This window comes from Anoxybacillus ayderensis, assembly GCF_013761015.1.
In the GTDB taxonomy this organism is placed as follows: domain Bacteria; phylum Bacillota; class Bacilli; order Bacillales; family Anoxybacillaceae; genus Anoxybacillus; species Anoxybacillus ayderensis.
The window spans coordinates 344,876-357,112 of sequence record NZ_JACDUV010000003.1 but is presented as its reverse complement, the minus strand read 5'-3'; the positions used below and the strand labels follow the sequence as shown (position 1 = coordinate 357,112).

Here is a 12,237-nt window from a genome sequence, read left to right as displayed (position 1 = left end):
TACAGTCAGCGTTTCCATTTAGTAAAAAATCATAGTAAAATAAAGGATCATAGACGATTGGAGGAAAACGATGAAACGATTCATTCGAACGATATGGCGATGGTTTGTATCATGGAACGTTGGATTATTTAGTGCCCTCATTTCGTTGCTTGCATTTCGTTTGCCGTTTTTTATTTCATTTTTGATTGGTATAAGCATAGGGGTGATGTATTCACTTTATATGAAGAAAAAAGAAAAGAAAGATCAATTATACGATTTTAAGGACGAGCGATTGAAAGATGCGAAAAAAAAGGTTCGGAAAATAGGACAAAGTTTGTGGAGAATTCGTTCAGTCGCGATGTTTTCTAAACTTTCCCGTTTGTACTCCATCTGTCAAAAAATAATTGAAATTGTCGAAAAACAACCGGATCGTCTTGCTGTCGCACAACCGTTTTTTAACACAACGTTAGACTCTATTGTTACAATTATTGATAAATACATTTATTTAACGAAACAACCAGTAAAAAGTGAGGAGATTCGTCAGGCGATTCATGAAGCAGAGGAAGCGCTTAGTCTTGCGCTAACGAAAGCAGAAAACGAACTGTTGGACATGCTTGAAGAAGATTTGTTTGATTTAAAGACGGAAGTAAAACTTGTGAAACATACGATTGCATCAGAGGATCCCATTTCTTTACCAATAAAACATACAGTAACAATAACGGAGGAGAAAAAGCATGAGCAAAAACGATGAAATGCTTTGGACAAGTTCGATCGATTCGTTGCTTGCCAATCCATTTGGTGAAGTGACAGAAGTAAGGGACAAGCCATCATCTTCGCGTTTCATTGACCAATTAAAAGAAGAACATCGTCAAAAAGCGTTAGCACTTGCAGAACAAATTGATCCGCGCAACCATCAAGCTATTTTACAATATGGTGTAGCAGCACAAGCGGAGTTGTCACGCTTTTCACATTCGATTTTAAACCATGTGCAGAAAAAAGATGCCGGACCTGTTGGAGAAGTCATTCAAGAGCTAATGACAAAAATGAAAGAAGTAAACGTTGAAGATTTTGCAATGAACAAAAAAAGCTTTTTCGCGCGCATGTTTCAATCTGTCACACAGTCTGTGCAACATATTTTATCTAAATATCAAAAATTAGGTGTCGACATTGATCGGATTGCTGATCAACTTGAAAAACATCGCCAAATGTTATTTCGTGACATCATGATGTTAGAAACATTGTATGAAAAAAATAAAGAATACTTTGATGCCTTAAACATTTACATCGCTGCAGCTGAGTTGAAGCTCGAACAACTGCGAACAAAAACGATTCCAGAACTAGAGAAAAAAGCGTTACAGTCGCAAAATCAAATGGATGTGCAAGAAGTAAATGATATGATTCAATTTGCTGACCGACTTGAAAAACGCATTCATGATTTAAAATTAAGTCGGCAAATTACGATTCAAACGGCACCACAAATTCGGCTCATTCAACATGTCAATCAAACGTTAGTCGAGCGCATTCAATCGTCCATTTTGACAGCCATTCCGCTTTGGAAAAATCAACTTGTCATCGCACTAACGCTCCTTCGACAGAAGAAAGCGGTAGAAGCGCAAAAAGCGGTAACAAAAACGACGAATGAGTTGCTGTTGCGCAACTCAGAGATGTTAAAAATAAATACAATTGAAGCGGCAAAAGAAAATGAAGAAGGGCTTGTCAGCATCGAAACGTTAAAGAAGACGCAAGAAAATTTGTTAGAAACACTGGAAGAAACGTTAAAAATTCAACAAGAAGGTCGCATGAAGCGTCAACGAGTAGAGCAAGAGCTGATCGAAATGGAAGAACAATTAAAACAACGACTACTTACGTTAAAAAGGGCTGAATAAAATCAGCTCTTTTTTATTGATTTTATATACCTATTAGGGTATGATGTGTAAGGGAGGTAAGACAACATGATTTATACAGTCATTGCTTTGTTCGTACTATATGCCTTGTATTATCGTTATGTACCTGTTCGTGGTGTCAAAGGGTTGACATCTTTATCATCATATGAACATGTGACGTTGCTTGATGTGCGTGACTACAATGAGAAAGACGAGATGAATGGAGCGCTCCGGATTCCGGTTGCGTACTTAAAACGTCATTATCAAGCCATTCCAAACCGTCAAGTGATCGTCATTGCAAAAAGCCATTTGGAGAAAAATGTCGCGATTCGATTGCTTAGACGTTATCATTTTTCTGTACAAGGATATTATATAAAGGAACATGAGCAGGCAAATGCATTAAAGATGGTAAAATGTCACTAACTGTTCAAACTTTATGAAATGATTGTTTGATATAATACGGTTACATGTACTTGTATATGGAGGGGATAGATGATGAGAAAAATTGTTATTGTTGGCGGTGTAGCTGGAGGGGCTTCTGCTGCGGCACGTTTGCGTCGGTTAAGCGAAAAAGATGAAATTATTATGTTTGAACGAGGTGAATATATTTCATTCGCAAACTGTGGGCTTCCGTACTACATTGGGGATGTGATTCAAGAGCGAAGCAAGCTACTTGTACAGACGGTTGATGGCATGTCCAAACGATTTCGCATTGATGTGCGCAATTTAAGTGAAGTCACAAGCATTAATCGTGAACGGAAAACGGTCACTGTAACAAATTTACGAACAAATGAACAGTATGAACAACCGTATGATGTTCTTATTTTGTCGCCAGGTGCTAAGCCGATCGTACCGCCGATTCCGGGGATTGATGAGGCAAAAGCACTTTTTACGTTGCGTAATGTACCGGATACAGATCGTATTCGTTCGTTTGTTGATAACGAAAAACCGAAACGTGCTGTCGTCATCGGTGGGGGATTTATTGGTGTAGAAATGGCTGAAAACTTGACAGAGCGCGGTGTACATGTGACGCTTGTAGAAATGGCGAATCAAGTGATGGCACCGATTGATTACGAGATGGCAGCAATTGTGCACACACATATGAAAGAACACGGTGTCGATTTAATTTTAGAAGACGGTGTGCAATCGTTTGAAAACGAAGGTCGACGCGTCGTGTTAAAAAGTGGTCGCACGATTGAAACAGATATGATCATTTTAGCCATTGGTGTTCAGCCGGAAAGCCAGTTAGCGAAAGAAGCAGGATTGGAACTTGGTTTTCGTGGTGCCATTAAAGTAAATGAACATTTACAAACGTCTGATCCAAATATTTTTGCAATCGGTGATGCGATTGAAGTAAAAAGCTTTATTCACGGATTTGAAACGTTCATTCCGCTTGCTTGGCCAGCAAACCGTCAAGGTCGACTAGTCGCTGACTACATTAACGGCCGCGATGTAAAGTACAGCGGAACGCTCGGTACGTCGATCGCTAAAATTTTTCATATGACAGTAGCAGCAACAGGATTGAACGAAAAAATATTAAAACATCACGGTGTTGATTATGAAGTCGTTCACGTTCATCCAATGAGCCATGCAAGCTATTATCCAGGTGCAACACAAATGACGTTAAAGTTAATTTTCGATCGTCAAGGTCGAATTTATGGAGCACAAGCAGTTGGACAAGATGGAGTCGACAAGCGCATTGACGTCATTGCAACGGCGATAAAAGGTGGATTAACTGTATACGATTTGCCTGATTTAGAGTTAGCCTATGCGCCTCCATTTTCATCAGCAAAAGATCCAGTCAATATGGCCGGATATGTAGCGTCAAACGTGCTAGATGGCATGGTTGAAACAGTACAATGGCATGAAATTGATGACATTGTTGCTAACGGTGGTTTGCTCATTGATGTTCGCACACCGAAAGAATTAGAGACAAGAGGAGCAATTCCAGGAAGCATCAACATCCCACTTGATGATTTGCGTGACCGTCTTCATGAATTGCCGAAAGATCAAACGATTTATGTCACATGTCAAGTTGGTTTACGTGGATATTTAGCCACGCGCATTTTACAAGAACATGGTTTTCAAGCAAAAAATTTAGACGGCGGGTATAAACTGTATTCAAGTGTAAAATAAGGGGGATTGACATGTTTGAGAATATTTTACCAACACAAGCGGACGTATTGCGCCATGAAACAAATGTTGAAGTACTAGACGTTCGTGAAGCACACGAAGTAGCGGCAGGAAAAATTCCAAACGCACGCCATATTCCGCTCGGCCAGCTGTTTGCTCGCTTAAACGAACTTGATCCGGATAAAACGTACATCGTCGTTTGCCATTCCGGTGGCCGAAGTGCATTAGCGTGCGAATGGCTAGCGGAACGCGGTTTCCATGTAAAAAACATGGTCGGTGGCATGATGAGTTGGGAAGGAGAAGTGGAGTAAGACTGGCGATGTGCCAGTCTTATTTTTTATGCATTTTTAATCGTTTTATTGTAAAATGAAAGACATGTATTGGAAGGGAGATATAAGTGAAGGGGAATACGTATGTGGAAAAATAAAAATATTATGCTTATTTTCATAGGGGAGTTTATTGCAGGAATTGGCTTATGGCTTGGAATCATTGGGAATTTAGAATTTATGCAGAAACATATTCCTTCCGACTTTGTAAAGTCGCTTATTTTATTTTCTGGTTTGCTTGCTGGTGTAATTGTTAGTCCAATAGCGGGGAAATGGATTGATACATATAACAAAAAACATATTCTTCTATACGCTGGAATCGGTCGTGTAGGGAGCGTCCTTTTTATGTTATTCGCTTTAAAATATGAATCTATTTTTCTCATGATTTGTTTTATGATCTCGATTCAAATGGCGGCAGCTTTTTATTTTCCAACGCTGCAAGCCATTATTCCACTTGCCGTAACGGATGAGAAGCAATTGATGACCGTCAATGGAATGCATATGAACATTTATGCGCTATCACGCATTGCTGGTACTGCCTTCGGTGGTGCGCTACTGATGATTACGAGTTTACAAACGTTATATATTGGGGCGATGATTGCATATATTTTACTATTTTCGCTTACGTTTTTTATTGATATAAAAGAAGAAAGGCGTGAAACAAAACACAATACAAAAGAAAGAGAGCGATTTACAGACATATTTCCAATCATTCGTCAACTCCCTATCGTTTATATGGCGGTTGTTTTAACGATTGTGCCACAGCTATTTATTGGCGGATTTAATTTAATGGTCATCAATATTAGTGAATTGCAACATGACCCGTCAATTAAAGGATGGCTATACACCATTGAAGGAATCGGATTTTTGTTCGGGGCATTTTTCATTAAATATGCTGCTCATGAAAAAACGTATATAAAATGGATGTACGCATTAACATGTTTCATTGCCTTTGCACAGCTATCTCTACATTTTGCTCATATAACATGGGTTTCACTCGCTTCATTTGGATTGTTCGGCATATCCGTCGGTTGCTTTTTTCCAATGATTGCGACCATTTTTCAAACAAATGTTCCAAAGCGATACCACGGTCGATTTTTTTCATTTAAAAATATGTTTGATCGCGTGACGTTTCAAATTATATTGTTAGCTTCTGGATTTTTGTTAGATACAATTGGATTAGAGAATATGGTCGTTTTGTTTGGATCTTTATCACTTTTGTTAATGATGTACACGATGTTTCGTAAAAAAGAAGAGTTAAAAAGCGAAGGAGCATAAATACCTTCGCTTTTAACCAATAATAATGCGCTCTTTTGGATAGTGGTACGTCTCTTTTTGATTGTTGCCGCGAATAAGGAACAAAAACGATAAAATGCCAATTCGCCCAATAAACATTAAAGCCGTAATCACTAGTTTTCCAAATGTGCTTAGTTGGGATGTAATACCCATAGATAAACCGGTCGTTCCAAAGGCTGAGCATACTTCAAAAACGATTTCGATCATTGTAAAAGGCTCTGAAAAAGAAAGAAACACAACAGCTAAAAAGCAAAGAATAAGAGCTGTTCCAAACACAATAAACGACTTTAATATATCTTCATGGTGAATCTCTCGTTGAAACACTTTAATCGAGTTTTTTCCTTTCGCATAAAAGAAAATCGTTAACATCACAATAGCAAACGTCGTCGTTCGAATCCCTCCCCCTACACTGCTTGGAGAGGCACCGATAAACATGAGGACACTTAAAACAAGTAGTGTAGGTTCAGAAAAGTCGGCGACATCCATCGTTGCTAATCCACCATTGCGGGAAGAAATCGATTGAAATAACGCATAAAAAAGCGACTCATGCCATGTTTTATTCGCAAAAAAACGATTCCATTCAATGAATAAAATAGCCCATGTTCCAAATAAAACGAGAAGAAAAAATGTGACGGTCGTTAATTTTGTGAAAAGCGAAAAACGATATTGTTTCTTTTGACGATGGAAGAAAAATTCTTTCACTTCAATAAGTACAGGAAAACCAATTGCACCTAAAACGAGCAAAATCATATGTATCGTCTGGACGAAATAATCGTCAGCAAATGGAATAAGCGACTGTCCTGTAATATCAAATCCAGCGTTCGTTGTTGCGCTCACCGATGCAAAGAAGCCTTGGAAAAACGCTTCTTTCCATGACGGAAAGTAACGGAGAAAATATACACCTAAAATCACCGCACCAATGATTTCGATGGTAATAATGAGCGTTAAAATTTCTTTCATTAGCTTTACTAATCCAGCAAATGTTGAACGGTTTTGATCTGTCATAATCAGTTGTCGTTCGCGAAAGCCAATTTTTTTCCCGAACATCAGCCAAATAAATGTCCCAAGTGCCATAATGCCAATTCCGCCAAATTGAAGAATAAAAGCTAATACAAATATACCAGGCGTATTAAAAGTATGAGCTGTGGATACGACGGTGAGGCCTGTTACACTAATAGCGCTGACTGCGGTAAATAACGCATCAACAAAACTAATCTTTACCCCAGGCTGATGAAAAATAGGAAGCCATAGTAAGAATGTTGATATGCAAACAGCTACAAAGTAAAATAAGACGATAAGCTGAACGGTAGATAGGCGCGATAATTTTCGAGATTTCACAGCTTTACTCCCTCGCATGTTTTCGTTTTACACATATTTTGATTTTGGCAAATGACAAAAAGGAATGCAAGTCTGTTTTTTCATGAGGCAATATTTGTATTTATAAATTTTGATACATTTGATAAAATAGTGTTGCTCATTGATTCGCAAAAGTGGAGGGGACAATTATGAAGACGCGTGAAAAAATTGTAGCTGTATATATTCTGACCGTTTTTTTATTAGTGGGGCTTATTAACGGTATGATTTATGTTCAATTTCAATCATTAATCGCCAATAAAGTGATAACGACAAATGCACAGCTTGCTTTGCAATTGATTGATGCGAAGTTTGTTGGGGAGTGGCAAATGAAAGACGGCAAACTGTATAAAGGAGAAGTAGAAATTAACAACAACGAGAAGATCGTTGATTACGTAAAGGAAGTTGTTGGGGCAGACAGTACCATTTTTCTTAACGATGAACGTGTTACCACCACAATTATGAAAGATGGCGAAAGACAAATAGGAACGAAAGCAGATCCGAAAGTTGTACGGGAAGTCATTCATGGTGGAAAGCGTTACATCGGTGAAGCGAACGTACTTGGGGAACCGTATGTAACGAGTTATTTACCAATTACAAACGACCGTAATGAAGTCATCGGTATGTTTTTTGTCGGTATGCCAAAACAAATCGTCAATCAAGAGATTAATAACGTTATTATAAAAGTCATTGCTATTTCTGCATTGTTTGTTATTGTTGGAGTCATCGCATATCATTTCTTTATTTCTATTCGAATTATGAAACCGTTACATATCGCCAAACAACATCTCGAACAAATGGCTAGCGGCGACTTTAGTAAACAGGTACCTGAAAAACTTCTCGAGTCAAAAGATGAATTTGGCGAAATGGCGCGCGCACTTGCGGAGACAAAACAAGCACTTCGGGATATGGCTGTTCTCATTCAGATGCAAGCGGATGCCATCGATCAACAATCAAGCGCACTCTCAGCTACTTCACAACAAATGTCTGCATCTACTGAAGAAGTGGCCGCAACGATGGAACAAGTATCGCAAGGAGCGGCCGCGCAAGCGAACGATTTAGCCGACATGACCCATTCGCTTTCTTATTTAACAGAGAAAGTCGAACGTGTATATGTAGAACTTGAAAATGTCAAACAAGAGGCGATTCGCACGTCTGAACGAGCAGACATCGGTAAAAAAGAAATGGATGTATTAATTGCTTCGATCGAACAAATTAAACAAGCATTTGAAACGGTGACAAACCATGTTCGGACATTAACGACATCTGTACAAAAAATTAGTGGAATTACGGAAATGATTTCAACAATTTCAGATCAGACAAACTTGTTAGCCTTGAACGCTGCAATTGAAGCGGCACGCGCTGGGGAGGCTGGAAAAGGGTTTGCTGTTGTTGCTGATGAGGTGCGCAAATTAGCTGAACAGTCTAAATCATTTACAGAGGACATTGTTCATCTCATTACATCCATTAGTAAAAATACGGAAGACGTCATTCACACATCGGAAGAAGTAGAGCACTTTATTAAAGATCAAGCAAATGCCGTCGAAAAAACGGTCCGTTCGTTTGCTGATATTTTAACATCCATTAGTCATATCGCACCTTTACTTGTTTCGACTGAACAAGCGATGGATGAAATCGTGAAAGAAAAAGATAAAGTGATTGCTCGTATTGAACAAATTAGTGCCGTGGCTGAAGAAAACTCAGCAGCGACAGAAGAAGTAACTGCATCATCAGAGGAATTAACCGCATCAGCCCAAGAAGTAGCCGCAACGGCTCAACGGTTGTATGACATTGCAGAGAAGATGAAAGAAACAACCAATCGATTTACCGTGTAAAGCGACAGAAAATCTGTCGCTTTAAAAAATATTGTAAACGTTATCAAAACGAATTATAGTAAAATTAGGTGAAGACAATGGCACAAAAAAATGGACAATAAGTCTTATTGTACTGCTCGTTTTATTTTTATATGTTTTTTTCACTTTATCACCGTCACCAAGCAGCTTGAAAAAACAGTAGCCAAGTTGCAACATGAACAAAAAGCAGCGTCGCATCTCCCACATATTATTTTAATATCTCAAGAGTTCGATAATCCGTATTGGCGGAAAATTGAACAAGGGGCAAGGGAAGCAGGAAAGCAGAATAACGTCAATATTGAATACATTGGCCCTCTCCGAACAAGCATAAAGGAATTCCTTTTCCTATTATTTTTGTTATTGCACTCGCGTTGATCTTTTCATTCATTGCGACAAAAACGACATTTGGTCGTCATGTATATGCAATTGGAGGCAACGTGGAAGCGGCTCGTTTATCTGGCATTAACATTCAGCGTCATACGATGATGTTGTTTGTTTTTACAGGATTACTCTCTGCCATTGCGGCTCTCGTGTTAACGGCACGCTTATCATCAGCTACCATTTCAGCGGGACAAATGTACGAACTAGATGCGATTGCCGCTTGCGTCATCGGTGGAACGTCGTTAATGGGAGGATCAGGTACAATTATCGGTGCAATGATCGGAGCCATGGTCATGACGTCGCTCGATAACGGGATGTCGCTACTAGGTATGGAGACATTTTGGCAGTACATTGTAAAAGGAAGTATTTTAATTTTAGCCGTTTGGATCGATATTGCTAGCCGAAAAAGGAAAGTAAATTGATAAAGGGCGCTCGGAAAGGAAGAAAATGGTACATTACTAGGCGCTTCTTTTGTATGAAAATGGAAATGTTTTAGAAATATACTGTTAGGGGGGTATTTTCATACTTCCCATTCCTTTTTCCATCGGGATGTGGGGGACAAAAAATCGAGCTGATCGTTAATACGATCAGTTTTTTTGTTGAAATATGTCTTTTCTTTTAAATTTCAAAAATATGTCTTGTCTATTCTGTTAATTCATATTATATTATTCTTGTGAAAATATTAAATTTTCAGAAAATAAAAAAGGGGGATTGACATGAAAGGGAAAAAGACGCTTTCTATTTTCACATCTGTTGCTTTAGCTATTGGTTTGTTAGCTGGCTGTTCAGCAGAGAAAACGTCGGAAACGGCAAAAAACGGTGGAGAATCTGGAGGGGGGACAGTCATTAAAATCGCCACACAAAGTCCGCTTTCTGGTGGAGCAGCAACGTTAGGAGAATCGATTAAACTTGGGGCTCAACTCGCGTTAGAAGAGCAAAAAGAAAAATTCGAGAAGTTAGGTTTCAAATTAGAACTTGTTCCATATGACGATCAAGCCGATCCGAAAAAAGGAGTAGCAAACGCTCAATTAATTGGAGCCGATCAGCAAGTTTTAGGTGTAGTTGGACATTTGAATTCAGGTGTTGCCATTCCATCCTCAGAAATTTACGAAAAATATAGTATCCCAATGGTTTCTCCAGCAAACACAGCAACAGATGTCACTGACCGAGGTTTAAAAACGGTGAACCGCATTTGTGCACGTGACGATTTCCAAGGTCCTGCAGGTGCAAAATTCGCTGTTGAAAAATTAGGAGCAAAGAAAATTTTTATCATTCAAGATAAAACAGCATACGGCACAGGCTTAGCAGAAGCGTTTAAAAAAGGAGCAGAAGAAGCAGGTGCTGAAATTGTTGGATTTGAAGGAATTACAATTGGCGAGAAAGACTTTAATGGCGTATTAAATCAAGTGCTCGCGAAAAAACCGGATCTCGTTTATTTCGGTGGTATGTATACAGAAGGTGGCATGTTAATTAAGCAAGCGCGTGATAAAGGTATTAATGTACCATTTATGGGCGGAGATGGGATGGACTCGTCAACGCTTGTTGAAATTGCGGGCGATGCAGTGAAAAATACATTCATTACATCTGCAGCAGGTATTGCAACGACGACAGAGGCCGGAAAGCAGTTTGCTGAAAAGTATAAACAAAAATTCGGCAAAAATATTGAATCGTATTCCGCTTACGGATACGATGCGATGGGTGTTTTATTAAAAGCGATTGAGGAAGCAATTAAAGCAAACGGAAACAAACTTCCTTCCCGTCAACAAGTAGCGGAAGCGGTTCGTAACGTTCAAGATTATGAAGGAGTTGTGACGAAAGTAAGCTTTGATGAAAAAGGGGACAACAAATACGCGAAAATTTACATTTATAAATTCGAAGAAGCAACATATCCAGCTCGATTAGAAGATGAAGTAAGTAAATAATGATGGATACGTTTGAAAAGGGTATGACAGTTTGCCGTACCCTTTTCTTGTAAATTTTTTCACGAGCAAAGGGACAAGCTACATGTTTTTAGAAAAAGACAAGGAAATGGAGGAACTACATATGATCGAACATGTGCTACAAACATTGCCCCAAGTTATCATCGACGGATTGGCGTTGGGCGCTGTATACGCCATTGTCGCTCTCGGATATACAATGGTGTACGGCATTTTAGAACTCATTAACTTCGCTCATGGAGAAATTTTCATGACAGGTGCATTTGTTGGGACAGCGCTTTTATTATCATTTTCTGCTTTTGGCTGGCTATCTTCTATGCCGATGCTGTTGGCGTTGCTTCTCGTCCTTGTAGCGACATCAGTTGTAACGGGATTGCTCGGCATGGGCATTGAGCGAATTGCTTATCGTCCATTACGAAATGCCCCAAAACTAATCACGCTCATTACAGCAATTGGTATTTCGTTTTTATTACAAGATTTTGTTCGTTTCATTACAGAATTAAAGAAAGGAAACTACATTTTAACTGGTCCAAGTTTATTTACTGAACAAGTAAATATTTCAGCTTCCTCTATTTGGTCAGGATTTCATGACGCCTCAGTTAAGTCCTCTTTCTTTATCGTTTTAGTTACAGCAGTTGTCATGATGGTGACGCTTGACTTTTTTGTGAATAAAACGAAGTGGGGAATGGCGATGCGTGCTGTCGCCCAAGATCGTGAAACGGCTGCGCTTATGAGTGTAAATGTCAATAAAGTGATCGCTTTAACGTTTTTTATTGGATCTGCATTAGGTGGAGCAACAGGTGTTCTTTTTGCGATTCAATATGGAACGATTGACCCATACATCGGTTTCATTTTAGGATTGAAAGCTTTTACCGCAGCGGTATTGGGTGGGATTGGAAACATTCGCGGTGCGATGTTCGGTGGCATTGTTCTCGGTCTACTTGAAATGTTTGCAGCAGCCAACTTACCGATCGTCTCTGATGGAATATTAGGAGCGGAGTACAAAGACGTGTTTGCTTTTTCTATTTTAATTATTGTTCTTATTTTCAAGCCAGAAGGACTATTCGGAAAAGTGTCGGTTGAGAAAGTGTAGGTG

At 39.1% G+C, this 12,237-nt stretch carries 10 protein-coding genes and 1 pseudogene; 10 read left to right on the top strand and 1 reads right to left on the bottom strand.

Translation table 11 applies throughout. From position 1 onward, the window contains the following. The first annotated feature begins 70 nt into the window (after positions 1-70). From HNR63_RS06475 to HNR63_RS06450, 6 genes are all read left to right on the top strand, one after another. Complete coding sequence (locus tag HNR63_RS06475) at positions 71-730, top strand: 5-bromo-4-chloroindolyl phosphate hydrolysis family protein (protein WP_021094145.1); 660 nt, start codon at positions 71-73, stop codon at positions 728-730. Then, a complete protein-coding gene (locus tag HNR63_RS06470; RefSeq protein ID WP_085788402.1) occupies positions 714-1,865 on the top strand; it encodes a toxic anion resistance protein in 1,152 nt (383 codons plus the stop codon). The genes HNR63_RS06475 and HNR63_RS06470 overlap by 17 nt, the downstream gene beginning before the upstream one ends. 66 nt (positions 1,866-1,931) lie before the next feature. Further along, on the top strand, positions 1,932-2,285 hold the full coding sequence (locus HNR63_RS06465; RefSeq protein WP_181520181.1) for a rhodanese-like domain-containing protein: 354 nt from the start codon (positions 1,932-1,934) through the stop codon (positions 2,283-2,285). 72 nt (positions 2,286-2,357) lie between these two features. Further along, positions 2,358-3,998 carry a CoA-disulfide reductase gene (cdr, locus tag HNR63_RS06460; RefSeq protein WP_181520230.1) on the top strand — a complete coding sequence of 547 codons (1,641 nt, stop codon included), beginning with the start codon at positions 2,358-2,360 and terminating at the stop codon, positions 3,996-3,998. An 11-nt stretch (positions 3,999-4,009) separates the two neighbouring features. Beyond that, complete coding sequence (locus tag HNR63_RS06455; RefSeq protein ID WP_021094141.1) at positions 4,010-4,306, top strand: rhodanese-like domain-containing protein; 297 nt, start codon at positions 4,010-4,012, stop codon at positions 4,304-4,306. Positions 4,307-4,408: 102 nt separating this feature from the next. Beyond that, positions 4,409-5,599, top strand: a complete 1,191-nt coding sequence (locus tag HNR63_RS06450) for an MFS transporter (protein ID WP_181520180.1) — start codon at positions 4,409-4,411, stop codon at positions 5,597-5,599. Between the two features lie 12 nt (positions 5,600-5,611). On the opposite strand, the gene HNR63_RS06445 is transcribed toward HNR63_RS06450, so the two are convergent. Beyond that, positions 5,612-6,955 carry a TrkH family potassium uptake protein gene (locus HNR63_RS06445; protein ID WP_343047633.1) on the bottom strand — a complete coding sequence of 448 codons (1,344 nt, stop codon included), beginning with the start codon at positions 6,953-6,955 and terminating at the stop codon, positions 5,612-5,614. Positions 6,956-7,122: 167 nt separating this feature from the next. On the opposite strand from HNR63_RS06445, the gene HNR63_RS06440 reads away from it, so the two are divergent. The 4 genes and pseudogenes from HNR63_RS06440 (at position 7,123) to HNR63_RS06425 (ending at position 12,234) form a co-directional block, all read left to right on the top strand. After that, entirely contained in the window at positions 7,123-8,805 is a 1,683-nt protein-coding gene (locus HNR63_RS06440; RefSeq protein WP_181520178.1) for a methyl-accepting chemotaxis protein, read from the top strand. Positions 8,806-9,143: 338 nt separating this feature from the next. Then, positions 9,144-9,626 (top strand): annotated as a pseudogene (locus tag HNR63_RS06435) (ABC transporter permease subunit); the annotation flags it as partial. 294 nt (positions 9,627-9,920) lie between these two features. Continuing rightward, positions 9,921-11,126: a branched-chain amino acid ABC transporter substrate-binding protein gene (locus HNR63_RS06430; protein ID WP_181520177.1), complete on the top strand. Its 1,206-nt coding sequence runs from the start codon at positions 9,921-9,923 to the stop codon at positions 11,124-11,126. A 121-nt stretch (positions 11,127-11,247) separates the two neighbouring features. Further along, on the top strand, positions 11,248-12,234 hold the full coding sequence (locus HNR63_RS06425) for a branched-chain amino acid ABC transporter permease (protein ID WP_181520176.1): 987 nt from the start codon (positions 11,248-11,250) through the stop codon (positions 12,232-12,234). Positions 12,235-12,237: the final 3 nt, after the last annotated feature.

Excerpts from the sequence above, each read along its gene's own strand:
- HNR63_RS06475 (WP_021094145.1), top strand. The coding sequence starts at position 71 with ATGAAACGATTCATTCGAACGATATGGCGATGGTTTGTATCATGGAAC.
- HNR63_RS06470 (WP_085788402.1), top strand. The coding sequence starts at position 714 with ATGAGCAAAAACGATGAAATGCTTTGGACAAGTTCGATCGATTCGTTG.
- HNR63_RS06465 (WP_181520181.1), top strand. The coding sequence starts at position 1,932 with ATGATTTATACAGTCATTGCTTTGTTCGTACTATATGCCTTGTATTAT.
- cdr (WP_181520230.1), top strand. The coding sequence starts at position 2,358 with ATGAGAAAAATTGTTATTGTTGGCGGTGTAGCTGGAGGGGCTTCTGCT.
- HNR63_RS06455 (WP_021094141.1), top strand. The coding sequence starts at position 4,010 with ATGTTTGAGAATATTTTACCAACACAAGCGGACGTATTGCGCCATGAA.
- HNR63_RS06450 (WP_181520180.1), top strand. The coding sequence starts at position 4,409 with ATGTGGAAAAATAAAAATATTATGCTTATTTTCATAGGGGAGTTTATT.
- HNR63_RS06440 (WP_181520178.1), top strand. The coding sequence starts at position 7,123 with ATGAAGACGCGTGAAAAAATTGTAGCTGTATATATTCTGACCGTTTTT.
- HNR63_RS06430 (WP_181520177.1), top strand. The coding sequence starts at position 9,921 with ATGAAAGGGAAAAAGACGCTTTCTATTTTCACATCTGTTGCTTTAGCT.
- HNR63_RS06425 (WP_181520176.1), top strand. The coding sequence starts at position 11,248 with ATGATCGAACATGTGCTACAAACATTGCCCCAAGTTATCATCGACGGA.